The sequence below is a fragment of the Rahnella sp. PAMC25617 genome (assembly GCF_050606005.1).
Classification (GTDB): domain Bacteria; phylum Pseudomonadota; class Gammaproteobacteria; order Enterobacterales; family Enterobacteriaceae; genus Rahnella; species Rahnella variigena.
Map to the genome: position 1 here is coordinate 321,428 of NZ_JBOCUM010000003.1, position 24,159 is coordinate 345,586.

At 52.5% G+C, this 24,159-nt stretch carries 19 protein-coding genes; 17 read left to right on the top strand and 2 right to left on the bottom strand.

Annotated features, from left to right (window positions below; translation table 11 throughout):
- Positions 1 to 22 precede the first annotated feature (22 nt).
- The 3 genes from hemF to ACM615_RS03700 are packed head-to-tail and all read left to right on the top strand — an operon-like array spanning position 23 to position 2,424.
- Positions 23 to 973 carry an oxygen-dependent coproporphyrinogen oxidase gene (hemF, locus tag ACM615_RS03690; RefSeq protein WP_279918992.1) on the top strand — a complete coding sequence of 317 codons (951 nt, stop codon included), beginning with the start codon at positions 23 to 25 and terminating at the stop codon, positions 971 to 973.
- Positions 973 to 1,422, top strand: coding sequence for a YaiI/YqxD family protein (locus ACM615_RS03695; RefSeq protein ID WP_112288886.1), 450 nt, complete (start codon positions 973 to 975; stop codon positions 1,420 to 1,422). The genes hemF and ACM615_RS03695 overlap by 1 nt, the downstream gene beginning before the upstream one ends.
- A gap of 54 nt (positions 1,423 to 1,476) precedes the next feature.
- On the top strand, positions 1,477 to 2,424 hold the full coding sequence (locus ACM615_RS03700) for a nucleoside hydrolase (protein WP_113876011.1): 948 nt from the start codon (positions 1,477 to 1,479) through the stop codon (positions 2,422 to 2,424).
- Between the two features lie 120 nt (positions 2,425 to 2,544).
- Here the strand turns inward: ACM615_RS03700 and maeB are convergent, their stop codons facing one another.
- Entirely contained in the window at positions 2,545 to 4,824 is a 2,280-nt protein-coding gene (gene maeB, locus ACM615_RS03705; protein ID WP_113876010.1) for an NADP-dependent oxaloacetate-decarboxylating malate dehydrogenase, read from the bottom strand.
- A gap of 384 nt (positions 4,825 to 5,208) precedes the next feature.
- Between maeB and tal the strand changes: the two genes are divergently transcribed.
- The 3 genes from tal to yegD all read left to right on the top strand — a co-directional run bounded on the left by tal (position 5,209) and on the right by yegD (position 9,755).
- Complete coding sequence (gene tal, locus ACM615_RS03710; protein ID WP_431011460.1) at positions 5,209 to 6,159, top strand: transaldolase; 951 nt, start codon at positions 5,209 to 5,211, stop codon at positions 6,157 to 6,159.
- Positions 6,160 to 6,269: 110 nt separating this feature from the next.
- On the top strand, positions 6,270 to 8,264 hold the full coding sequence (gene tkt, locus ACM615_RS03715) for a transketolase (protein ID WP_112288890.1): 1,995 nt from the start codon (positions 6,270 to 6,272) through the stop codon (positions 8,262 to 8,264).
- A gap of 138 nt (positions 8,265 to 8,402) precedes the next feature.
- The gene (gene yegD / locus ACM615_RS03720; protein ID WP_431011522.1) at positions 8,403 to 9,755 is read left to right on the top strand and encodes a molecular chaperone; all 1,353 of its coding nucleotides are present in this window, start codon (positions 8,403 to 8,405) and stop codon (positions 9,753 to 9,755) included.
- 75 nt (positions 9,756 to 9,830) lie between these two features.
- Here the strand turns inward: yegD and ACM615_RS03725 are convergent, their stop codons facing one another.
- Positions 9,831 to 10,784 carry an aldo/keto reductase gene (locus ACM615_RS03725; protein ID WP_113876009.1) on the bottom strand — a complete coding sequence of 318 codons (954 nt, stop codon included), beginning with the start codon at positions 10,782 to 10,784 and terminating at the stop codon, positions 9,831 to 9,833.
- A 262-nt stretch (positions 10,785 to 11,046) separates the two neighbouring features.
- Here ACM615_RS03725 and mdtD point away from each other — a divergent pair, with 262 nt between their 5' ends.
- From mdtD to ACM615_RS03780, 11 genes are all read left to right on the top strand, one after another.
- Positions 11,047 to 12,522: a multidrug transporter subunit MdtD gene (gene mdtD / locus ACM615_RS03730; RefSeq protein ID WP_159282019.1), complete on the top strand. Its 1,476-nt coding sequence runs from the start codon at positions 11,047 to 11,049 to the stop codon at positions 12,520 to 12,522.
- A complete protein-coding gene (gene baeS / locus ACM615_RS03735) occupies positions 12,519 to 13,904 on the top strand; it encodes a two-component system sensor histidine kinase BaeS (protein WP_431011461.1) in 1,386 nt (461 codons plus the stop codon). Before mdtD ends, baeS begins: the two co-directional genes overlap by 4 nt.
- Positions 13,905 to 14,624, top strand: a complete 720-nt coding sequence (gene baeR / locus ACM615_RS03740; RefSeq protein ID WP_112288895.1) for a two-component system response regulator BaeR — start codon at positions 13,905 to 13,907, stop codon at positions 14,622 to 14,624.
- Positions 14,625 to 14,813: 189 nt separating this feature from the next.
- Complete coding sequence (locus tag ACM615_RS03745) at positions 14,814 to 15,152, top strand: YegP family protein (protein WP_112288965.1); 339 nt, start codon at positions 14,814 to 14,816, stop codon at positions 15,150 to 15,152.
- A gap of 190 nt (positions 15,153 to 15,342) precedes the next feature.
- A complete protein-coding gene (gene yegQ / locus ACM615_RS03750) occupies positions 15,343 to 16,728 on the top strand; it encodes a tRNA 5-hydroxyuridine modification protein YegQ (RefSeq protein ID WP_129639112.1) in 1,386 nt (461 codons plus the stop codon).
- A gap of 387 nt (positions 16,729 to 17,115) precedes the next feature.
- Entirely contained in the window at positions 17,116 to 18,006 is an 891-nt protein-coding gene (yegS, locus tag ACM615_RS03755) for a lipid kinase YegS (protein ID WP_113876005.1), read from the top strand.
- A 241-nt stretch (positions 18,007 to 18,247) separates the two neighbouring features.
- Complete coding sequence (locus tag ACM615_RS03760) at positions 18,248 to 19,810, top strand: MFS transporter (RefSeq protein WP_129639113.1); 1,563 nt, start codon at positions 18,248 to 18,250, stop codon at positions 19,808 to 19,810.
- On the top strand, positions 19,797 to 20,810 hold the full coding sequence (gene yiaK, locus ACM615_RS03765) for a 3-dehydro-L-gulonate 2-dehydrogenase (RefSeq protein ID WP_129639114.1): 1,014 nt from the start codon (positions 19,797 to 19,799) through the stop codon (positions 20,808 to 20,810). Before ACM615_RS03760 ends, yiaK begins: the two co-directional genes overlap by 14 nt.
- A gap of 201 nt (positions 20,811 to 21,011) precedes the next feature.
- Positions 21,012 to 21,539, top strand: coding sequence for a hypothetical protein (locus ACM615_RS03770; protein ID WP_431011462.1), 528 nt, complete (start codon positions 21,012 to 21,014; stop codon positions 21,537 to 21,539).
- A gap of 282 nt (positions 21,540 to 21,821) precedes the next feature.
- The gene (manD, locus tag ACM615_RS03775) at positions 21,822 to 23,036 is read left to right on the top strand and encodes a D-mannonate dehydratase ManD (RefSeq protein WP_112288901.1); all 1,215 of its coding nucleotides are present in this window, start codon (positions 21,822 to 21,824) and stop codon (positions 23,034 to 23,036) included.
- 10 nt (positions 23,037 to 23,046) lie between these two features.
- Positions 23,047 to 24,060, top strand: coding sequence for a Zn-dependent oxidoreductase (locus ACM615_RS03780; protein WP_132967104.1), 1,014 nt, complete (start codon positions 23,047 to 23,049; stop codon positions 24,058 to 24,060).
- Positions 24,061 to 24,159: the final 99 nt, after the last annotated feature.

The following is a 24,159-nucleotide window of genomic DNA, read 5'->3' on the forward strand; positions in this document are numbered from 1 at the left end:
GTCAACGTCTGCGAGTTAGCCTGTGAGCCAATCCATTCCCGACATCCAGCAAGTCAAAACCTTCCTGCTCAAGCTTCAGGACCACATTTGCCAGCAACTGGCCGCTGCCGATGGCAAAGGTCATTTTGCTGAAGACCAGTGGGTTCGCGAAGAAGGCGGTGGCGGTCAGAGCCGGGTTATGACCCATGGCGCAGTGTTCGAACAAGCTGGTGTGAACTTCTCGCATGTTTCCGGCGCGACCCTTCCGGCTTCCGCCACGGCACATCGCCCTGAACTTGCCGGGCGTAGTTTTCAGGCCATGGGCGTCTCACTGGTCATTCATCCGCTGAGCCCTTACATTCCGACCAGCCACGCCAATGTGCGTTTCTTTATTGCCGAAAAGCCGGGTGAAGCGCCGGTCTGGTGGTTCGGTGGGGGTTTTGACCTCACACCGTATTATGGTTTTGAAGAAGATGCCCGCCACTGGCACCTCACCGCGCAGCAGCTTTGCCAGCCATTCGGCGATGACGTGTATCCGAAATACAAAAAATGGTGTGACGATTACTTCTTTATCAAACACCGCAATGAAGCACGCGGGATCGGCGGTTTATTCTTTGACGATCTGAACTCGCCAGATTTCGATACCTGTTTCAGCTTTATGCAGGCCGTCGGCAACGGCTTCACTGACGCCTATCTGCCCATCGTGGAAAAACGCAAAGCCCTGCCGTGGGGCGAACGCGAGCGTCAGTTCCAGCTTTACCGCCGTGGCCGCTACGTCGAATTTAATCTGGTGTGGGATCGCGGAACACTGTTTGGCCTGCAAACCGGCGGGCGTACAGAATCTATCTTGATGTCGATGCCGCCGCTGGTGCGCTGGGAATATGGCTACGAGCCGGAAGCTGGCAGCCCGGAAGCCGCGCTGTACAGCGATTTCCTGCCGGTTCGCGACTGGCTGGCTGAAAAAGGATCCTCTGTAAATGGAGAGCCGAGCTAATGCAAATATGGGTTGATGCCGACGCCTGTCCGAATGTCATCAAGGAAGTGCTGTTCCGCGCCGCTGAGCGCACCGGCATGATGGTGACACTGGTGGCTAACCAAATCATCCGAACTCCACCGTCGAAATTCCTGCGTACTTTGCGCGTGGAAGCCGGTTTTGACGTCGCGGATAACGAAATTGTTAAACGCACCGAGCCCGGCGATCTGGTGATCACCGCAGATATTCCTCTCGCGGCGGAAGTGATTGAAAAAGGCGGTGTAGCGCTCAACCCTCGCGGCGAGCGGTACACCACTGAAACCATCAAAGAGCGCCTGAATATGCGTGATTTTATGGACACCATGCGCGCCAGCGGCGTGCAGACCGGCGGACCACCTGCGCTTAATCAGCGCGACCGCCAGCAATTTGCCAATGAACTGGATAAGTGGCTGCAACAAGCCAAAAAATAATCCGGTCTGGCTGTCGAAACCGAAGTACCACTACATTAATTAAAGGAATAAGAAATGGTCAAAAAGATCATCCTTGACTGCGATCCGGGGCACGACGACGCTATCGCGATGTTACTGGCTCACGGTAACCCTGACATCGAACTGCTGGCCGTCACCACGGTGGTCGGCAATCAGACGCTGGAAAAAGTCACCCGCAATGCGCTGGCAGTCGCCCGCGTGATCAATCTCACCGGCGTGCCGTTTGCCGCAGGCGCAACGCGTCCGCTGGTGCGTCAGATTGAAGTGGCTGACGAAATCCACGGCGAATCAGGTCTTGACGGACCGGTGCTGCCGGAAGCCGCCATTACACTGGAGCCGGTACACGCTATCGATTTGATCATTGATTTGATCATGTCCCACCCGCCGAAAACCATCACGCTGGTGCCCACCGGCGGGCTGACCAACATTGCGATGGCGGTACGCAAAGAGCCGCGCATTGCTGACCGTGTCAAAGAAGTGGTGCTGATGGGCGGCGGTTATCATGTAGGTAACTGGAGCGCAGTCGCCGAGTTTAATATCAAAATTGACCCGGAAGCCGCCCATATCGTGTTCAACGAAAAATGGCCGCTGACCATGGTCGGGTTGGATCTCACCCATCAGGCACTTGCCACGCCGGAAGTCGCTGCGCGTATTGCTGCGGTCGGCACACAGCCCGCCAAATTTGTCGGTGAGCTGCTCGATTTCTTCGGTCTGAGCTACAAAGATCGTCAGGGCTTTGATTCCCCGCCGGTTCATGACCCCTGCGCCGTGGCTTACGTGATTGATCCGAACGTAATGACGGTGCAAAAAGTGCCGGTGGATATTGAGCTGACCGGCACGCTGACGCTGGGCATGACTGTTGCCGATTTCCGCACCCCACCGCCGCCGGATTGCCACACGCAGGTCGCGGTAAAACTCGATCATCAGCGTTTCTGGGATCTGATCGTCGATGCGCTGGAGCGGATCGGCGAAGTGAAATACTGAGCCCGTCATTTCATGAAACAGGGCGCCCGTTGCGGCGCCCTTTCAGGTTTAAGCAGGCAGGTTCAAAGAGTCAGGGTTAAAGAGTTAGAGTTGGAGTTAGAGTTAAAGTTAAAGTTAAAGTTAAAGAGGCTCGGTCTGCGCCTCGACCACGGCTAAAGCCACCATATTCACAATCCTGCGTACCGAAGCAATCGGTGTCAGAATATGTACCGGTTTCGACACCCCCATCAGCACCGGCCCGACGGTCACGCCTTCAGAGCACGATACCCGCAGCAGGTTGTAGCTGATACGCGCCGATTCCATATTCGGCATAATCAGGATATTGGCCGAACCTTTCAGCGGACTGTCCGGCATGATGTCCTGACGTATGCTCTCCACCAGCGCCGCATCGCCATGCATCTCGCCGTCGATTTCCAGCTCAGGATCAAGCTCGTTTACCAGCTCCAGCGTACGTCGCATTTTCAGCGCCGCCGGACTGTCTGACGTGCCAAAACTCGAATGCGAAAGCAATGCAACCTTTGGCTCAATACCAAAACGCCGCACCGTTTCTGCCGCCATCAGCGTGATTTCTGCCAGCTGTTCCGGCGTCGGATCGTCGTTAACGTAAGTGTCTGCAATAAACGTATTGCCGCTTGGCAGCAGCAACGCATTCATCGCGCCGGCAACGTGCGCTCCTTCGCGAAAACCAAATACTTTCTCCACGATGTCGTAATGCTCGTGATAGGTACCGACCGTACCGCAAATCATCGCATCAGCTTCACCACGCAACAGCATGATGGCGGAAATCAGTGTCGGATTACCAATCACCGCGCGCCGCGCCTGCTCCTGCGACACACCGCGCCGTTTCATCAGCTCATAATATTCACGCCAGTACTCATTGAAGCGCGGATCAGATTCGTTATTCACCACTTCGAAATCGCGGCCTGCTTCCAGTTGCAGCCCCAGCTTTTTAATGCGCATGGCAATAACGCTTGGCCGCCCGACCAGAATAGGTTTGGCCAACCCAAGGGAAATCAACTCCTGCGTGGCCTGTAATACGCGTTCTTCTTCACCTTCCGCCATCACCACCCGCCGGGCATCTTTCTTCGCCTGCGAGAAAATGGGCTTCATAAACAAATTGGTTTTATAGACGAATTCCGTCAGCTTCTCGGCGTACGCATCCAGGTCTTCAATAGGGCGCATCGCCACACCAGAATCCATTGCCGCTTTGGCAACCGCCGGTGCAATTTTCACAATCAGCCGCGGGTCAAAGGGTTTCGGAATGATGTAGTCCGGGCCGAAAGACAGCTCTTCTTCTCCATAGGCGGAAGCCACCACATCACTTTGTTCTGCCATCGCCAGATCGGCAATCGCATGAACACAGGCCAGTTTCATTTCTTCATTGATGGTGGTTGCACCAACGTCCAGCGCGCCCCGGAAAATGAACGGGAAGCACAGCACGTTGTTGACCTGATTGGGATAATCCGAGCGACCTGTACAGATGATGGCATCAGGGCGAACTGCTTTCGCCAGCGGTGGCAGAATCTCCGGTTCAGGATTGGCAAGCGCCAGGATCAGCGGATCCTTCGCCATGGTTACCACCATCTCCTGCGTCAAAACGCCGGGGCCGGAACAGCCGAGGAAGATGTCAGCTTGCGGAATGGCATCGCCCAGCGTGCGCTGCCCGTTGTCGTCAATGGCATACGCTGCTTTGGTTTCGGCCATATTTTCTTCGCGGCCTTTATAGATAACGCCACGGGAATCACAGGCCGTAATGTTGTGGCGCTTAAGTCCGAGCGCGACCAGCAGATTCAGACAGGCAATAGCAGAAGCCCCCGCGCCGGACACCACCAGCCGGACATCCGAAATATTTTTGCCCACCACGCGTAAACCGTTGAGTACCGCTGCCGTACAGATAATCGCGGTGCCGTGCTGATCGTCATGAAATACCGGGATCTTCATGCGTTCGCGCAGCTTTTTCTCAATGTAAAAACATTCCGGCGCTTTGATGTCTTCAAGGTTGATGCCGCCAAATGTCGGCTCCAGTGCGGCTATCACGTCGATCAGTTTATCCGGATCGTTTTCATCGACTTCGATATCGAACACGTCGATACCCGCGAATTTTTTGAACAATACACCCTTTCCTTCCATCACCGGTTTACCGGCCAGCGCGCCAATATTACCCAGTCCGAGAACCGCGGTTCCGTTCGAAATTACCGCCACCAGATTGCCGCGAGCTGTGTATTTGTAAGCGGCCTGCGGATCTCTGGCGATCTCCAGACAGGGAGCGGCAACACCGGGTGAATAAGCCAGCGCCAGATCACGTTGTGTGGCGAGGGGTTTGGTGGGCGAGACCTGAATTTTTCCGGGCACCGGGAATTCATGAAAATCGAGCGCACTTTGCTTGAGTTGTTCGTCCATCGTAGGGTCCTTTTCTTGTTTCTTATTTTTTGCAGAGACAACAGGGTACGGGTAAACATGCCATCAGGTTTCCCGCTGACCAGTATAGATAACCCTGCCACGACGAAGGGTGAATAACGACCAAAAATTGACCGTTACATTGTTTGCTTTTCATTCATGGAAGACGTCTCGTAAAAATCAACTAAGCTTAAAGTTTGTCCTTGCGCTTTTCTCGTCAGACGCCCAATTTAAGCAGCAACAAAGGCCGCCATTGTTGAGACCCATTGCAGTAATCAGAAAAAGCGCATTCAGTTTGTTAACAGAATGATGCAGGGTAGGAGCCCTACGAACCAGAGTCAGACGACCTTATTGCTGTATCGTTTTTTCTCGCTAAGGAGCTAAGAGATGAACCAGTTAGACGCACTAAAAAAAATCACCACCGTCGTTGCCGACAGCGGTGACATTGAATCTATCCGTCATTTCGAGCCTCAGGATGCGACCACCAATCCTTCGCTGATCCTCAAAGCAGCCGACCTGCCGCAATACCAAAACCTGATTAAAGACGCGCTGGACTATGCCCGTAAGCAAGGCGGCAGCAAAGAGACTCAGGTGATCAATGCCACAGATAAACTGGCCGTTAATATCGGGGGGGAAATCCTGAAAAGCGTGCCAGGCCGCATCTCGACTGAAGTCGATGCCCGCCTGTCTTTCAATAGTGAATTGTGTATCGAAAAGGCCCGTAAACTGATTGGCCTGTATCAGGATCAGGGCATTGATAAATCCCGTATTCTGATCAAACTGGCTTCCACCTGGGAAGGGATCAAAGCCGCAGAGAAGCTGGAAAAAGAAGGCATCAACTGTAACCTGACCCTGCTGTTCTCATTCGCTCAGGCACGCGCCTGTGCAGAAGCCGGCGTCTACCTGATTTCTCCGTTCGTTGGGCGTATTTACGACTGGTACAAAGCCAAAGAGCCGAACGCAACGTATGACGTGGAAAAAGATCCGGGCGTGAAATCGGTTCGCGACATCTACGACTACTACAAATCTCACGATTACCCGACCGTCATCATGGGTGCCAGCTTCCGTAAAGTGGAACAGATCCTGGCGCTGGCAGGTTGTGACCGCCTGACCATTTCTCCAAATCTGCTGGAAGAACTGAAAGCCAGCAATGAACCGGTTGAACGTAAATTACAGCCTTCCGGCAAGGGTGGGGGAAAACCCGCACCTCTGACACAGGCTGAATTCCTCTGGGAACACCATCAGGACGCCATGGCCGTTGAAAAACTGGCGGAAGGTATCCGCGCATTCGCCGTCGATCAGAAGAAACTCGAAGATATGCTTTCAGAACAGCTTTAGTTTCAGCCGTAGTTTAAAAAATCTAACCTCAGCTGAGTCACCTGGCAGAACGGTGGCAACTCCGCACTTTTGTCATCTGGCTCAGCAAAGTGACCCATCCGGAGAAAAATATGCCTTCTCGTAGAGAACTAGCGAATGCTATCCGTGCACTTAGCATGGATGCCGTCCAGAAAGCGAATTCCGGACACCCCGGCGCCCCGATGGGGATGGCCGATATCGCCGAAGTCTTGTGGCGTGATTACATGAATCACAACCCGACCAACCCGAAATGGGCCGATCGTGACCGCTTCCTTATGTCCAACGGCCACGGCTCGATGCTGCAATACAGCCTGCTGCACCTGACCGGTTACGACCTGCCAATGAGCGAACTGGAAAACTTCCGCCAGTTGCATTCTAAAACACCAGGACATCCTGAATACGGTTATACGCCGGGCGTGGAAACCACCACCGGCCCGCTGGGTCAGGGCGTTGCCAACGCCGTGGGTTTTGCGATTGCTGAACGTACGTTAGGCGCGCAGTTTAACCGTGAAAATCACGAAATCGTCAACCATCACACCTACGTTTTCTTAGGGGATGGCTGCATGATGGAAGGGATTTCCCACGAAGCCTGCTCGCTGGCCGGTACCCTGAAACTCGGCAAACTGACCGCGTTTTATGATGACAACGGCATCTCCATTGACGGACACGTCGAAGGCTGGTTTACCGATGATACGGCCAAACGTTTCGAAGCTTACGGCTGGCATGTCATCCGTGGAATTGACGGCCAAAACTCCGACGCCATAAAAGCGGCAATCGAAGAATCTCATAAAGTCACTGACCGCCCTTCCCTGCTGATGTGCAAAACAGTGATTGGTTTCGGTTCGCCGCACAAAGCCGGGACTCACGAAGCACATGGTGCCGCACTGGGTGCCGACGAAGTCGCCGCCACCCGCAAGGCGCTGGGCTGGAACTATCCGGCCTTTGAAATCCCGCAAGATATTTATGACGCCTGGGATGCCAAAGAAGCGGGCAAAGCCAAAGAAAAAGCCTGGAACGATAAATTCGCCGCTTATGCCAAAGCCTATCCTGAGCTGGCCGCTGAATTTGACCGCCGCGTTAATGGCAAATTACCTGCGGACTGGGAATCCAAAGCACAGGCATTCATCGAAGGTTTGCAGGCCAAACCTGCGAATATCGCCAGCCGTAAAGCCTCACAAAATACTCTGGAAGAGTTTGGCAAAATTTTGCCTGAATTCCTCGGCGGTTCCGCAGACCTTGCGCCAAGTAACCTGACCATGTGGTCGGGCTCAAAATCACTGATTGAAGACCACGCCGGTAACTACATCCACTACGGCGTGCGTGAGTTCGGCATGACGGCCATCTCCAACGGTCTCGCGCTGCACGGCGGTTTCCTGCCTTATTCTGCGACCTTCCTGATGTTCGTTGAATATGCCCGAAACGCGGTACGTCTGGCGGCGCTGATGAAAATACGCAACGTCTTCGTGTATACCCACGATTCGATCGGTCTGGGGGAAGACGGACCGACGCACCAGCCGGTTGAGCAAATGGCCAGCCTGCGTGTGACGCCAAACATGAGCCTGTGGCGTCCGGCTGATCAGGTCGAATCTGCCGTGGCATGGAAATATGCCATCGAGCGCAACGACGGTCCGGTTGCACTTATCTTCTCGCGTCAGAACCTGACCCAGCAACCGCGTACCGCTGAGCAACTGGCAAACGTCGCACGCGGTGGTTATGTGCTGAAAGACTCAGACGGCACGCCGGATGTGATTCTGATTGCCACCGGGTCCGAAGTAGGTATTACGGTAGAAGCCGCGGACAAACTGGCTGCAGCGGGTACTAAAGTGCGGGTAGTCTCTCTGCCTTCTACTGATGTGTTCGACAAACAGGACGAGGCTTACCGCGAATCTGTGCTGCCGAAAGCCGTGACTGCGCGCGTGGCGGTGGAAGCCGGTATCGCCGATTACTGGTACAAATACGTCGGCCTCAACGGTGCAATTGTCGGCATGACCTCTTTCGGGGAATCGGCACCAGCAGAGCAACTGTTTAAAGAGTTTGGCTTTACGGTTGATAACGTTGTCGCAAAAGCGCAGGCGCTGTTGAAGTAAAAGATGTGAAGTAATTCTGTGTAGTTTATTCCCTCTTCATCTCAGGAGAGGGAATTCCTTCTATTTCCGCCCCGCTGACTTGATGAATCTGCCTCTCTCCGGTAAAGTCCCGTCCCTTCTTTGGCATGGGGAACAATGATGTTTATTGGATTTGACTACGGTACAGCGAATTGCTCAATTGCAGTAATGCGCGATAATAACGCCCATCTGCTGGCGTTAGAAAATAACGATCCTTATTTACCCTCCATGCTTTGTGCACCGACACGTGAAGCGGTCAGCGAATGGCTGAACCGTCACGGACAGGTTCCGGCAGGCAGTGATGAAAATCTGGCACTGTTGCGCCGCAGCATCAGCTTTAACCGCGAGGAAGATATTCCGGTTAATGCCAACAGCGTGCATTTCGGTTTGCAGGCGCTTTCGACCTATATGGAAGATCCGGAAGAGGTGTACTTTGTCCGCTCTCCGAAATCCTTCCTGGGTGCGAACGGCCTGAAACCTCAACAGATTGCCCTGTTTGAAGATCTGGTCTGCGCAATGATGTACCACATTAAGCGTCAGGCCGAATCCGTCTTGCAGGAAAGTATTGAACAGACAGTGATCGGCCGCCCGATCAACTTTCAGGGTATGGGTGGTGAAGAGGCCAATGCTCAGGCGCAGGGTATTTTACAACGTGCCGCTGAGCGCGCCGGTTTCCGCGATATTGCGTTCCAGTTTGAACCGGTCGCCGCAGGTCTGGATTTCGAAGCGACACTGACGGAAGAGAAAACCGTGCTGGTCGTCGATATCGGCGGCGGTACCACGGACTGCTCAGTCTTGCTGATGGGCCCGCAGTGGCGCGATAAAGCAGAGCGTCAGAACAGCCTGCTCGGTCACAGTGGTTGCCGCGTTGGCGGTAATGATCTGGACATCATGACTGCGTTCAAACAGCTCACACCGCAGTTTGGTATGGGCAGCGAAACGCAAAAAGGGATCGCTATCCCGGCCCTGCCTTACTGGAATGCAGTGGCGACCAACGATGTTCCTGCACAGTTAGATTTCTACAGCGTGGCGAATGGCCGTATGTTGCGGGATCTGATCCGCGATGCCGCGCAACCGGATCTGATCAAACGCCTGCTGAAAGTCCAGCAACAGCGTCTGAGTTATCGTCTGGTGCGTGCCGCAGAAGAAAGTAAAATTGCACTTTCTGAACGTGAAAGCGTTACGGCTGCGATGGACTTCATTGAATCCGGTCTGGCGGAAACCATCAGCCAGCAGCAACTGAGTGACGCGATTTCTCAGCCGCTGGAACGCATTCAGGAACAGGTCAGTCTGGCACTGGCCAGCAGCGAAATTAAACCTGACGTAATTTACCTGACCGGCGGCAGTGCGCGTTCGCCGCTGCTGCGTGCTGCATTACAGACGCAGTTACCGGGTATTCCGCTGGTCGGTGGCAATGATTTCGGCTCGGTCACCGCTGGCCTGGCCCGCTGGGCACAAACGTTGTTCCGTTAAGTTTTAAAGATGCAGATAAACAAAAACCGCCTGATTTGAATTGAAGGCGGTTTTTTTATGGCTCAGATTTAGTGTTTACCAGGCGCTGGCGTCATTTAAGGTCTTAATATCCGCATCATCCAGTTTGAGGGTGGCAGCCTGCGCCAGCTCATTCAGTTGTTGCAGTGACGTCGCGCTGACAATCGGCGAGGTAATACTCGGGCGGGCAATCTGCCAGGCCAGTGCAACTTGTCCTGGCTGTGCGCCGTGCTTCTCAGCCACCTGATCCAGCCCCGCCAGCACTTTCAGGCCACGTTCATTCAGGCAACGTGCGATCACGCTTTCACCGCGCTTACTTTTACCGGCATCCGCTTTGGTACGGTATTTCCCGGTCAGGAACCCGGCGGCCAGACCATAAAAGTTGATCACGCCTAAACCGTTATCCCTGACGACTTTTTCAAGTGCTTCTTCATACACTTTGCGGTCGTACAAATTGTACTGCGGTTGCAGCGTTTCATAACGCGCCAGCCCGTTTTCCTGACTGACTTTCAGCGCTTCGGCCAGGCGTGGTGCGCTGTAGTTTGAAGCGCCAACGGCACGCACTTTACCTTCTTTAATCAGCGCATCGAATGCCGCCATGGTTTCGGCCAGCGGCGTATCGGCATCATCATCATGCGACTGATATAAATCGATATAATCTGTTTGCAGGCGTTTCAGCGAGGCTTCGACCGCTTCTTTAATATAGCGTGGCGATAAACCCACTTTGCCTTCGCCCATCGGTTTGCCGACTTTGGTCGCCAGAATAATCTGGTCACGCTTACCGGTTTTTTTCAGCCAGTTGCCGATAATGGTTTCCGATTCGCCCCCTTTGTTGCCTTCAACCCAGCTTGAATACACATCGGCGGTGTCGATAAAATTCAGTTTATGATCCAGTAAGGCATCGAGCAGGTTAAAGGAAGCCGCCTGATCGACCGTCCAGCCGAATACGTTGCCGCCAAACGTCAGCAACGGCACCTGAATACCTGAACGACCCAGTTCTCTTTTGCTCATTATTCTCTCCCTTTCATAAGGTCAGATTTAACTTACTTTGCATGCGAACGATTTGCGATCAAAGGTCAACCATAGCATTTTGATATAAAATGTCAGGCTGAAAGCTATTCTTTATTGTCAGAAGAATTGTCAAAAAATGGGAAAGACTCTCCTTATTTCCTCCATTTTCTGCTGAAACATTCTGGCTACACTGTGAGCCTGGTTTTAAGGTGGATCTCCCTCCTGAAATGCCGCGACAATGATTGTGCTGATGCGATAACCCATGAAATCTGAAAACACAGACACCTTACCGCCTTCTGCTCCCCTGCCGCCTTCGGTGCGCTGGCAGCTGTGGATTGTCGCCTTCGGCTTTTTTATGCAGGCCCTCGACACCACGATTGTGAATACTGCACTGCCTTCGATGGCACGCAGTCTGGGTGAAAACCCGCTGCACATGCATTCGGTGGTTGTGGCTTATGTGCTGACGGTCGCCGTGATGCTGCCTGCCAGTGGCTGGCTGGCGGATAAGGTCGGTGTGAAATGGGTATTCTTTTCGGCCATTGTGCTGTTTACGCTTGGCTCGCTGTTATGCGCGCAATCGGAAAGTCTGCGTGAACTGGTGATGTCGCGCATCGTTCAGGGGATTGGCGGTGCGATGATGGTGCCGGTCGGGCGGCTGACGGTGCTGAAAATTGTCCCGCGAAGCGAGTACATGGCGGCGATGACGATGGTCACGTTACCCGGCCAGGTCGGTCCGCTTCTGGGCCCGGCGCTGGGCGGTTTTCTGGTGCAATACGCCAGCTGGCACTGGATCTTCCTGATTAATCTGCCGGTCGGTCTGGCCGGTTGTATCGCCACTTTAATGATTATGCCCAATTACAAAATGCAGACCCGCCGCTTTGATATCAGCGGGTTTGTGATGCTGGCCGTGTGCATGGCGACGCTAACCCTGGCGCTGGAAGGCAGCCGCAGTATGGGGCTGAGCGTGCTGGAAATTTTTCTGCTGGTCGTCGTCGGTGGCGGCGCGCTGGGGGTTTACTGGATGCATGCGCGCGGCAATCTTTCTGCGCTGTTTTCACTGCGTCTGTTCCATACCCCGACCTTTAAAATTGGCCTGATCGGCAGTCTGCTCGGGCGTATCGGCAGCGGCATGTTGCCGTTCATGACGCCAGTATTTCTGCAACTCGGTATGGGCTTTACGCCTTTCCATGCCGGACTGATGATGATCCCCATGGTGCTCGGCAGTATGGGGATGAAACGCGTGGTGGTCCGGCTGGTCAATCAGCTCGGCTACCGGAAGGCACTGGTCAGCGCGACCTTGCTGCTGGCGCTGATCACGCTGATTTTCCCGCTGGTGGCGATTTACGGTGCGGTCTGGATGATCCCGATTGTATTGTTCTTCCAGGGCATGGTGAACTCCCTGCGCTTCTCGTCGATGAACACGCTGACGCTGAAAGATCTGCCGTCGCGCCTTGCCAGCAGCGGCAACAGTTTGCTGTCGATGATCATGCAGTTGTCGATGAGTCTGGGCGTCAGTGTCGCCGGTTTGTTGATTGGAGTGTTCGCCCATCAGCAGGCCATTACACCGGACAGCGCCACCATGCACACCGCGTTCCTGTATTGTTATATGTCGATGGCGCTGGTGATCGCCCTGCCAGCCTGGGTATTTTCCAAAGTGCCACCTGATACGCAGAAAAATGCCATTATCGACCGTCGTCGCGCTGCGGCCGGCTCCCCTGATCCGATGAGAAAATCATGAAACCTGGTATTACCGCCAAGTTGTTTATGGCCATTTTTTGTACCTGCGCACTGGTGCTGATCACCATGAACTGGGGCGTGCGGATGAGCTTTGAACGGGGCTTTATCGACTACATCCGTCAGAGCAACGAACAGCGCGTCGAACTGCTGGCTGACACCTTGCAGGAGCAGTACAAACAACACGGCAGCTGGGAATTTCTGGAAACCAATGACCGGTTGATCTATCAGATCATGCGTTCATTTGAACAAAACAGCAGCCCGAGAATGCCGCCGCAGGGATGGCGCACGAAGTTCTGGATCCTCGACAGCCACGATAATCGGATCGGCGGTTACGATCAGCCGGTCCCACCGGATTTACAAGGTCCGCGCCGCGTGATGACCGTTAATGGTGTGGTCATCGGATCGGTGATTTCGACGCCTGCCGAACGCCTGACCCGCGATGCTGATATTAATTTCGAACGCCAGCAAAGCCGCACCAGCTGGATGATTGTCGCCTTTACCGCGCTGCTGGCCGCTGCCGTCACCTGGATGTTGTCCCGCGGAATGCTCGCGCCGGTAAAACGGCTGGTGAACGGTACGCATCAGCTGGCTGCGGGGAATTTCAGCACACGGGTTGAAGTCGACAGTGAAGATGAACTCGGGAAACTGGCGCAGGATTTTAATCAGCTGGCGATGACGCTGGAAAAAAATGAGCAGATGCGCCGGGCGTTTATGGCGGATATTTCCCATGAGTTGCGCACGCCGCTGGCCGTTCTGCGTGGTGAGCTGGAAGCCATGCAGGATGGCGTGCGTAAAATGACGGTTGGATCGCTGGAATCACTGCAATCTGAAGTGTCGATTCTGACCAAACTGGTGGACGATTTGCATCAGCTTTCGCTTTCCGATGCCGGTGCGCTGGCATACCGCAAGGTGGACACCGACGTCGTACATCTGGTGCAGCTGGCGGAAGCCGGTTCGCGTGATCGTTTCCATGCCAAGCAACTAACCCTGACCAGCCACCTGCCGGAAAGCGCTGAAGTGTTTGGCGATCCGCAGCGTCTTTCGCAGCTGTTCAACAATCTGCTGGAAAACAGTCTGCGCTATACTGACCCGAATGGCGGTCTGGAGATCCGGGGCGAAATACGGGATAAATCACTTTACCTGATGTTCCAGGACAGCGCGCCGGGCATCAGCGATGAACAGCTTGGCCGTATTTTTGAACGGTTTTATCGTACCGAAGGCTCGCGCAACCGCGCCAGTGGCGGTTCGGGGTTAGGTCTGGCCATTTGCCAGAATATTGTCGAAGCGCACGGCGGGCAGATCAGCGCCAGCCATTCTCCGGCGGGTGGCGTTCGTATTACGATCGTCCTGCCGCTCTCTGTTACATCAGGCCCGAGAAACTGAATGAACGACTCTGTATTGTCCGGCCCGGCGCCGTTAAAAATTCTGATTGTGGAAGACGAGCCAAAACTTGCTCAGCTGTTAATCGACTATCTCGAAGCCGCAGGCTATGCCACCCAATGGCTGGCGGACGGACATGACGTCATCTCGCAGGTGAAGCACCAGCCGCCGGCACTGATTTTGTTAGATCTGATGCTGCCAGGCAGCAGCGGATTATCCATTTGCCGAGACATTCGCCAGTTTTCCGATGTACCGATCATGATGGTGACGGCAAAAACGGAAGAGATTGATCGCCTGCTCGGACTGGAAATCGGTGCAGATGATTACATCTGCAAACCTTACAGTCCGCGTGAAGTTGTGGCCCGCGTGAAGGTTATTTTGCGCCGCTGCGTGCGTCAGGAAGACAATGTGCCGAGAGATAACGGTCTGCACATTGATGAAGCGCGCTTTCAGGCCACATTCCAGGGTCATGAACTTGAACTGACACCGGCAGAATTCCGCCTGCTGAAAACGCTGTCCGTCAAACCGGGTTACGTGTTTACCCGCGAAGTGCTGCTCAATAATCTCTATGACGACTACCGCGTCGTCACTGACCGTACCATCGACAGTCATATCAAGAACCTGCGCCGTAAACTCGAATCTCTGGACGGGGAAAAGGCGTTTATCCGCGCCGTCTATGGCGTGGGCTATCGCTGGGAAGCGGAACCCTGTCATTTGGCATAACGTATGACTCATAGCTAATAACGAATAACGAATAACGAATACCTGGCCGGCAATTGAGTTTTGTAAAGTTTCTGAAAGTCTGTCGGCCAGTTCACATTTCATGTCTTAAATCTTTCCTCCCGCCGCGAAACTGTTCCCATTAACTACACTTATCTCTGGAAAATAACCCCTCTGATGGAGATTACCTTTATGGCTACTGGTCACTATGATCTGAAAAAAGCGAAGAATGGACAGTTTCACTTTAACCTGAAGGCCGGGAACGGAGAGATTATTCTCACCAGTGAAATGTATGCCAGTAAAGCGTCAGCAGAAAACGGGATTTCATCGGTTCAGACCAACTCCCCTGAGGAAGCGCAGTACGAAATCAAACCTTCGAAAGACGGTCAGTTTTACTTTGTACTGAAAGCGAAAAACCATCAGGTGATTGGTATCAGCGAAATGTACACCACGGAAAGTGCATCGAAAAAAGGTGTTCAGTCGGTGGTGAAAAACGGCGCAAGCACTGATATTCGCGATTTGACGCAATAGTTCTCAATGATTTCTGTTTTTAGCTATTCAGGAGCAGAGGAGGAAATTGATCTGGCTCCTGAATAGTCTAAATAGCGCTGTAATACCCACACGAAATGGCTGCTTTTGATCAACTCAGACGTTACAATTCTGACCTTTCGTCGCCCCGCATCCGGGACGGCCCTGACCTGTGATCAGACTGAGATTGACTATGTTTACCCGCGATTCTTTTGTTCCGGAACTGCTTTCCCCTGCCGGCTCCCTGAAAAACATGCGTTACGCCTTCGCTTACGGTGCAGATGCGGTTTATGCCGGTCAGCCACGTTACAGCCTGCGCGTTCGTAATAACGAATTTAACCACCAGAATCTGGAAATCGGCATCAACGAAGCCCATGCTCTGGGGAAAAAATTCTATGTGGTGGTGAATATTGCCCCGCATAACGCCAAGCTGAAAACCTTCATCCGTGATCTGCAACCGGTGATCGACATGGGGCCCGATGCCCTGATCATGTCCGATCCAGGCCTTATCATGATGGTGCGCGAAGCCTTCCCGCAGATGGACATTCATCTTTCGGTGCAGGCTAATGCCGTGAACTGGGCGACGGTGAAATTCTGGAAACAAATGGGGCTGACGCGTGTGATTTTATCGCGCGAGCTTTCGCTGGAAGAAATCGCCGAGATCCGCGCACAGGTGCCGGATATGGAAATCGAAATCTTCGTTCACGGTGCGCTGTGCATGGCGTATTCCGGCCGCTGCCTGCTTTCCGGCTACATCAACAAGCGTGACCCGAATCAGGGAACCTGTACCAACGCCTGTCGCTGGGAATATAAAGTTCAGGAAGGCAAAGAAGACGCCATCGGTAATATCGTGCATCAGTACGAGCCGATCCCGGTTCAGCAGGTGGAAGCCGCAGAGCCAACATTAGGCATCGGTCAGCCAACAGATAAAGTCTTTATGCTCGAAGAAGCCCTGCGCCCTGGCGAATACATGAGCGCGTTTGAAGACGAACACGGCACGTATATTATGAATTCTAAGGATCTGCGCGCCATTCAGCATGTAGAAACTCTGACAAAAATGGGCGTGCATTCGCTTAAAATCGAAGGACGTACAAAATCCTTTTATTATTGCGCACGCACGGCACAGGTTTATCGCCGGGCCATTGACGATGCCGTCGCCGGTAAGCCATTTGATCCGACACTGCTTTCCACGCTGGAAGGTCTTGCGCATCGCGGATACACCGAAGGTTTCCTGCGTCGCCATACTCACGATGCACAGCAGAACTACGAATATGGTTTCTCTGTCAGCGACCGCCAGCAGTTTGTCGGCGAATTCACCGGTAATCGTATGGATGGCTGGGCAGAAATCGATGTGAAGAATAAATTCTGCGTCGGTGACAGTGTGGAAATGATGACGCCGCAGGGTAACGTCCAGTTCAAACTGGAAGCCCTGCGCAATAAGAAAGGTCAGCCAACTGACGTGGCGCCGGGTAACGGCCACATGGTGTATGTCGCACTGCCGGAAGACGTCAGTCTGGAGTTCGCCATTTTATTGCGTAATCTGGAAGACACGGACACCCGTAATCCGCATTCGAAATAATGTTTTGGTCGAAAACAAGAATTCGATCACATCTATTTCTGACCGGGCTGGATAATATGCATTCGCAATTTACTTCGAATGCAAAATAAAGCACCGGACTATACCAGGAACCACCTCCTTGGCCAGCTCAATCTCCCTTGAGCTGGCTTTTCTTTTTGTATTCATTAAAACGAAAACCCGTCTTATTTAACTAATCCTCTTCAGTTATTCACCTTAATAACGTGATGTCATGTTTTTAAATAAATACGTTTCTGAAATATAAACGTCCTTTCTAATTAATATCAACACAATTATTTAACCTCATTGTCAACTTTTCGCTGATTTATCCGATAGCCAAATACCACTACTTTCATCTATTGTTGGTGTAAGTAGATAAAAGGAGCGTACATGACCACAGCAATGCTGATTTTAAATGGAAAAGGCGCAGGCAACGAAGAGCTGCGGATAGCCATCGGCGCGCTACGCAAAGAGGGCGAAGATCTCAATGTGCGTGTCACCTGGGAGTACGGAGACGCCGCGCGATATGTGGACGAAGCCATTGAACTGGGCTGCGAAACCGTGATTGCCGGTGGCGGCGACGGCACCATTAACGAAGTGGCGGGTGCGCTGGCACAATACGAGGGACAACGACGCCCCGTGCTCGGCATCGTGCCGCTGGGCACCGCAAATGATTTCGCAACGGCCTGCAATATTCCCCTCGAGCCAGAGCAGGCGTTACAGCTGGCGGTCAAAGGCCGCGCGGTCGATATCGATCTGGCCAAAGTGAATGACCAGCATTTCTTTATCAACATGGCGACCGGCGGATTCGGCACGCGTATCACAACCGAAACGCCAGAAAAACTCAAAGCAGCGCTTGGCGGCGTGTCCTATTTCATCCACGGTCTCTTACGTCTGGATACGCTGAAAGCTGACCGCTGTGAAATCAGAGGCCCGGATTTTCGCTGGGAAGGCGATGCGCTGGTAATCGGTATTGGTAATGGCCGCCAGGCCGGTGGCGGGCAACAAATATGCCCGGATGCGCTGATTAACGATGGTCTGCTGCAATTACGTCTGCTGACCTCAGAGGAGCTGCTGCCGTCATTCCTGCGCAGCTTGCTCAATAATGAAGAGAACAAAAATATTGTGTCCGCCAGTCTGCCCTGGCTCGAAATCACCGCACCGCACGATATGACGTTCAATCTCGACGGCGAACCGCTCACCGGTAAACAGTTCAAAATTGAAGTTCTTCCCTCTGCAATCCAGTGTCGTTTGCCCCCTCACTGCGAACTTTTAGGCTAACCTTCTCTTCTTCTGTTCATTCTCTGTACTGTGATCCGTCTTGCAGTACAGAGCAAATCTGCCGTTATTTTTGTGATCTTCTCCGCTAAAAGCTTATCCGCATACTTGTATGGTAGATGCGCATTGCCTAATTTTACTCTGCCGATGTCGCTGAATAATTCATTTCTGAATTTCTGCGGGCACAAACGACGCATTTCTTTTGACGACTCTTATTAATCCGGAGACGGAAACCAGGGGTAGTATGATTAATCATCATAAAGAAAGACCGATATCGGTAAAAAATATGCTGGCCTACGGCGGGGGTGATTTCTTCGGCGGTGGCTGTTTTGCAGTACTGGGTCTGTGGATAATGTATTTCTACACCACTTATGCCGGATTAAGTCCGGCAGAGGCCGGTGCTGTTATTGCGACCGCCCGCCTGCTGGATGCTTTTTTCGATCCACTGATGGGTTATGTCACGGATAATTTTTACCGCAACCCTCTGGGAAAAAAATACGGACGGCGTGGCTTCTTCTTCTTATTCGGCGCACCATTAATTATGGTGACTTACATTATTATGTGGGTCAGCGGGATGGGATTCTGGTACTACCTGTTTACCTATATTTTATTCTACGCCGCTTACACGCTGGCGATTGTACCTTATGAAACGCTGGCAGCCGAAATGACCTCCAGCTTTAAAATGCGTACTAAACTGACCGGTGTCAGAATGTTTTTCTCTACCGGAGCCGCAATATTAGCGGCCTGGTTGCCGGGGCGCATTATTGCTTATCTAGGTGAAGACTCCTCCTCATCTTTCCTGATTATGGGGGTGATTTTCGGCGTGTTGTTTGCCGTGGTAATCCTGATGCTTTATTTCTACACCTGGGAACGGCCTATCCCGGTTGATGTCGCTACGCCAAAACTCTCTTTCCGCCGCGATATGAAGCATCTGTTCAGATCGCTGGTGTCGACCATGAGAGTGCGCACCTTCCGCCAGCATGTCGGGATGTACCTGGGAGGCTATGTGGCGCTCGACGTCCTTGGCGCTGTGCTGGCGTATTATATTATTTTTGTTCTCGGCCAGAATACCGTTACTGCTTCTAATGCGATGACATTAATGACACTGGTGCAGTTCGTCTGCGTTGCCTTGTTTATTTTCCTGTGTATGAAATTAGGCAATGGCGCGTCATATCGTATTGCACAATTATTTATGCTGGCCAGTGTCGGGTTATTTTTAGCCATCCATTTATTGCAATTACCTTTTAATATGGCGCTGCTTTATCTCTCCGTTATTTTAATGGGCGTGGGACGTTCCGGTACCAGTTATGTTTGCTGGAATATTTACAGTTTTATCCCAGATGTGGATGAAATGCTGACAGGAAAACGACGCGAAGGTATTTTTGCCGGTGTTATGACTTTCGTGCGTAAAGCTGTTCAGGCGGTGGCGTTATTTGGGGTAGGCCTGTTATTACAGCATTACGGATTCACACCGAAAAGTGCCACGCAACCTGCCGAAGCCGTTTACGGTATCACACTGGTATTTGGCGCGGGATCGGTCATCTTCCTGCTGGTGGGATTATATAGCTCAATGAAATTCCGCCTCACCCGCTATAACCATGCCCTGCTGGTAAATGAAATTGAACGCCTTAAAGCCGGTGGCAGTAAATATGACGTCACACCGGAAACGCGCTTAATCGCCGAGCAACTCACCGGCTGGCCTTATGAAAAATTATGGGGCGATAACAATATTCTTAGTCAGACCGAAGAGCATCTTCCCCTGACATCCACAGAGCTTTCAACCGGAGCCGACCATGCAAAGAATTGAATTCAGCCTGATGCAACAAACCATCCAGCGTGCCCTGCAAAAAGCGGGACTTGATGAGAGAGATGCACGGACCTGTGCACGGATCCATACAGAATCCAGTTGTGACGGTATCGCATCACATGGCCTCAACCGGGTAGCGCGTTTTGTCGATTACGTTCATAAGGGCTGGATTGATATCCACGCCAAACCGGAACTGGAAAAATCCCTCGGCGCCATTGCTATCTACGACGGCAACCGCGGTATCGGCATCACCAACGCACTCTTCGCCGTGGATAAAGCCACCGAAATGGCGAAAGAGTATGGCGTGGGGATCGTGGCGCTGAAAAACAGCAGTCACTGGATGCGCGGCGGCAGTTATGGCTGGTATGCAGCACAGCAAGGCATGGCGGCGATTTGCTGGACCAATACGGAATCCTGCATGCCCGCCTGGGGCGGAAAAAACACCCGCGTCGGCAATAACCCGTTTGTCATGGCGGTACCAAGAACCAAAGGTCCGATTGTGCTGGACATGGCAATGTCGCAGTATTCCTACGGCAAATTGCAGGTGACGCGGCTGAAAAACGAAAAACTGCCCTTCCCTGGCGGCTACGATAAAGAAGGAAATCTGACAGATGATCCGGGTCCGATCGAAGCTTCCATGCGCATTTTACCCACCGGTTACTGGAAAGGCTCGGGGCTGGCGATTGTGCTGGACGCTATGGCCGCATTGCTTTCAGCGGGCTCGCCCACCAATGAAATAGACAAAATCGGTAAAGGGAGCTGCACCGGCGCCAGCCAGATTTTCATGGTATTCGACCCGACGCAGTTAGGTGGCGGTGAATTCACTGAACGCATGGCGGACAGCGTCGCGGACTACGTGAATCAGTCAGAACCGGCTGAAAACAGCCGCGATGTCCGTTACCCCGGCCAGACAGCCGCCGCCAACCGCGAGGAAAACCGCCGTCTGGGGATCCCGGCAGATCAAACAGTATGGGATGAAGTGATGCGACTGGCGGAATAAGTTGCTTCAGAAGACAAAGAGCATCAAAAACGCCCGCCAAAATGCGGGCGTAAAAATGCGAGGTTGATTCATAAAAACTACTGCCTGCAATGTAAACCAAAACTATTTTGGAAGGCATATTCCTGAATTCAAAAACGATGAGCATTGAGAGTAAAAACCCATGATATAAAAGCGCCACCTTACAAAACACGCTGATATTTCATGGATTATTATCAGGTTATCAATTTTTCACACCAGGCAGATTTAAGCTTTTACGATATTCAGTTCACCCTTCCCTGCGAAGAAATCAAAGTTTTCAGAGTTTTGTTTCTTCATTTTTCCTGCGCTTCAACGGATAGTTTTCAACGGATGGCGGAAATCATCGGTGAGTCCGGAAAAGATAGACACGGACATATCGTGACGTTTTACGACACTGCATGGGATGACATACCCGCAGATAAGCGCAATGGCAAATCAGTGTTCGATAAGTTGTTTCCGCAAAAACTGCTTAGCCGGGCAAACTACCTGAGATTTTTTGAAGGCTTAAGCGCCGTTATCGAAAATTATATCTGCGACGTAAAGCCGGAGATTATTTTTTTTAACGCCTATACGTCGTCGCACCAAAAAGCGTATGATCGGCTTGTTTTTCGCTCAAAAAGCGAACGGGTGTTATCAACGCATTCAGATGGAGGAGGCTATTATGTTATTAAAACAAAGTATTACAAAACGCCAAACACAAAAGGACTTTGAACGTAACCGCGCCGATAAATTAAAGACTCTTGAGATTTGTTTCAAACTCATCGAGAAATACCAAAAAACGGCATAAATCGCACAGCCTCCTGACATGGAGGCTTTTTATTACCCGCTCAAGTTTCCTGCTCCCCTGCCCCTCTGCATACATTCACTTTTCACCTCGTAAAGTGTGATCTTCTCCGGCAAAAAGCGATTTGCATACTTGTATGGTAGTTTGCATATGGCGTATTTATAACCATAGAAAATGCTTCCTACTTTTACTGCAGAAGGTCTTAACCGATGAAAATCGTGAATGCTGAAGTCTTTGTCACTTGCCCGGGACGCAACTTTGTTACGTTGAAAATTACTACTGACAGCGGGCTGACCGGTATCGGGGATGCCACGCTGAATGGCCGCGAATTGCCGGTCGCTTCCTATCTGAAAGATCACGTTTGTCCGCAACTGATCGGCCGCGATGCGCATCAGATCGAGGACATCTGGCAATTCTTTTACAAAGGCGCTTACTGGCGGCGCGGGCCGGTTACCATGTCGGCCATTTCTGCCGTCGATATGGCGCTGTGGGACATCAAAGCTAAAGCCGCCAATATGCCGCTGTATCAGTTACTGGGTGGCGCATCACGCACCGGCGTGATGGTTTACTGTCATACCACCGGCCATTCCATTGATGAAGTACTCGACGATTACGCCAAACATAAAGAGCTTGGGTTCAAAGCCATTCGCGCGCAATGCGGCGTGCCGGGCATGAAAACAACTTACGGTATGGCGAAAGGCAAAGGCCTGGCTTACGAACCGGCAACGAAAGGTAACTGGCCGGAAGAACAATTGTGGTCAACCGAAAAATATCTCGATTTCACACCAAAACTCTTTGAGGCCGTACGCAATAAATTCGGTTTTGATGAACATCTTCTGCATGACATGCACCACCGCCTGACGCCAATTGAAGCCGCGCGCTTTGGCAAAAGCATCGAAGAATATCGCCTGTTCTGGATGGAAGATCCGACACCGGCTGAGAATCAGGAAAGCTTCCGTTTGATCCGCCAGCACACGGTGACGCCAATTGCGGTCGGCGAGGTGTTCAACAGCATCTGGGATTGCAAACAGCTGATTGAAGAACAACTGATCGACTATATTCGCACCACGATTACTCATGCGGGAGGGATTACCGGTATGCGTCGTATTGCCGATTTTGCTTCGCTGTATCAGGTACGTACCGGCTCACACGGGCCTTCTGACCTCTCACCCATTTGCATGGCCGCTGCCCTGCACTTCGACCTGTGGGTGCCGAACTTTGGCGTGCAGGAATACATGGGATATTCCGAGCAGATGCTGGAAGTCTTCCCGCATAACTGGACGTTCGACAACGGCTATATGCATCCGGGCGAGAAACCAGGGCTGGGTATTGAGTTCGACGAAAAACTGGCCGCGAAATATCCGTATGAACCGGCCTATCTGCCGGTAGCCCGTCTGGAAGACGGTACTTTGTGGAACTGGTGAGGGAACAAAAATGAACAGCGTCGTTATACAAGAACCCGGAAAATTAGTCATCGAGCAACGTGCTTTGCCGGTACCTGCCGCCGGTGAAGTACGAGTTCGGGTCAGTTACGCCGGAATCTGCGGATCCGATGTGCATATCTACCACGGTCATAATCCGTTCGCGAAATACCCGCGGGTGATTGGTCATGAATTTTTCGGCCACATCGACAGCGTCGGCGAAGGTGTAGAGGCTTCACGCATCGGGGAACGCGTGGTAGTCGATCCGGTCGTCAGCTGCGGACATTGCTATCCGTGCTCGATTGGCCGCCCGAATGTGTGCGCCCAATTGCAGGTGATCGGCGTCCACCGCGATGGAGGTTTTAGTGATTATGCCTGCGCACCGGCGAAAAACGCCTACGTGGTTCCGGCCGCTATCCCGGACAAACTCGCCAGCATGGTTGAACCCTTTACTATCGCGGCCAATATCACCGCCTTTCTCAAACCGACACCTCAGGACACGGCGCTTATCTACGGCGCTGGCCCGATGGGACTGACGGTGATCCAGGTACTGAAGGGCGTGTACGGCGTGCAGAAAGTGATTGTCGCCGACCGTATCGACGAGCGGTTGCAGATGGCGCAGGCCAGTGGCGCGGACTGGATCATCAACAACAGCGAGCGCAGCGTGGCAGATGAACTGGCTGCCGAAGGTGTACGCCCGACGCTTATTGTCGATGCCGCCTGCCACCCGGCCATTTTGCAGGAAGCGATTTTGCTTGCCTCTCCGGCAGCGCGCATCGGCATGATGGGTTTTTCCGGCGAGCCGAGTTCGGTTACACAGCAGAGTATTACCAGCAAGGAGATTTCACTGTTTTCATCGCGCCTGAACAGCCACCGGTTCCCGCAGGTGATTAAATGGATGGAGCAAGGGAAAATCGCGCCCGAAAAGCTGGTGACGCACTGGATGCCTGCCGGGGAAGTGGAAGCTGCATTAACGCTGTTTGAGAAAGATCAGCGTTCCTGCTGCAAGGTTTTACTGACATTCTGATATTTGGCAATTTTTGAAAAATGACGGGAGGATTTTAAATATCCTCCCGTCCGCAGTACCTCATATTCTACCTACAAAAAAACGCAACACTATTAAAAC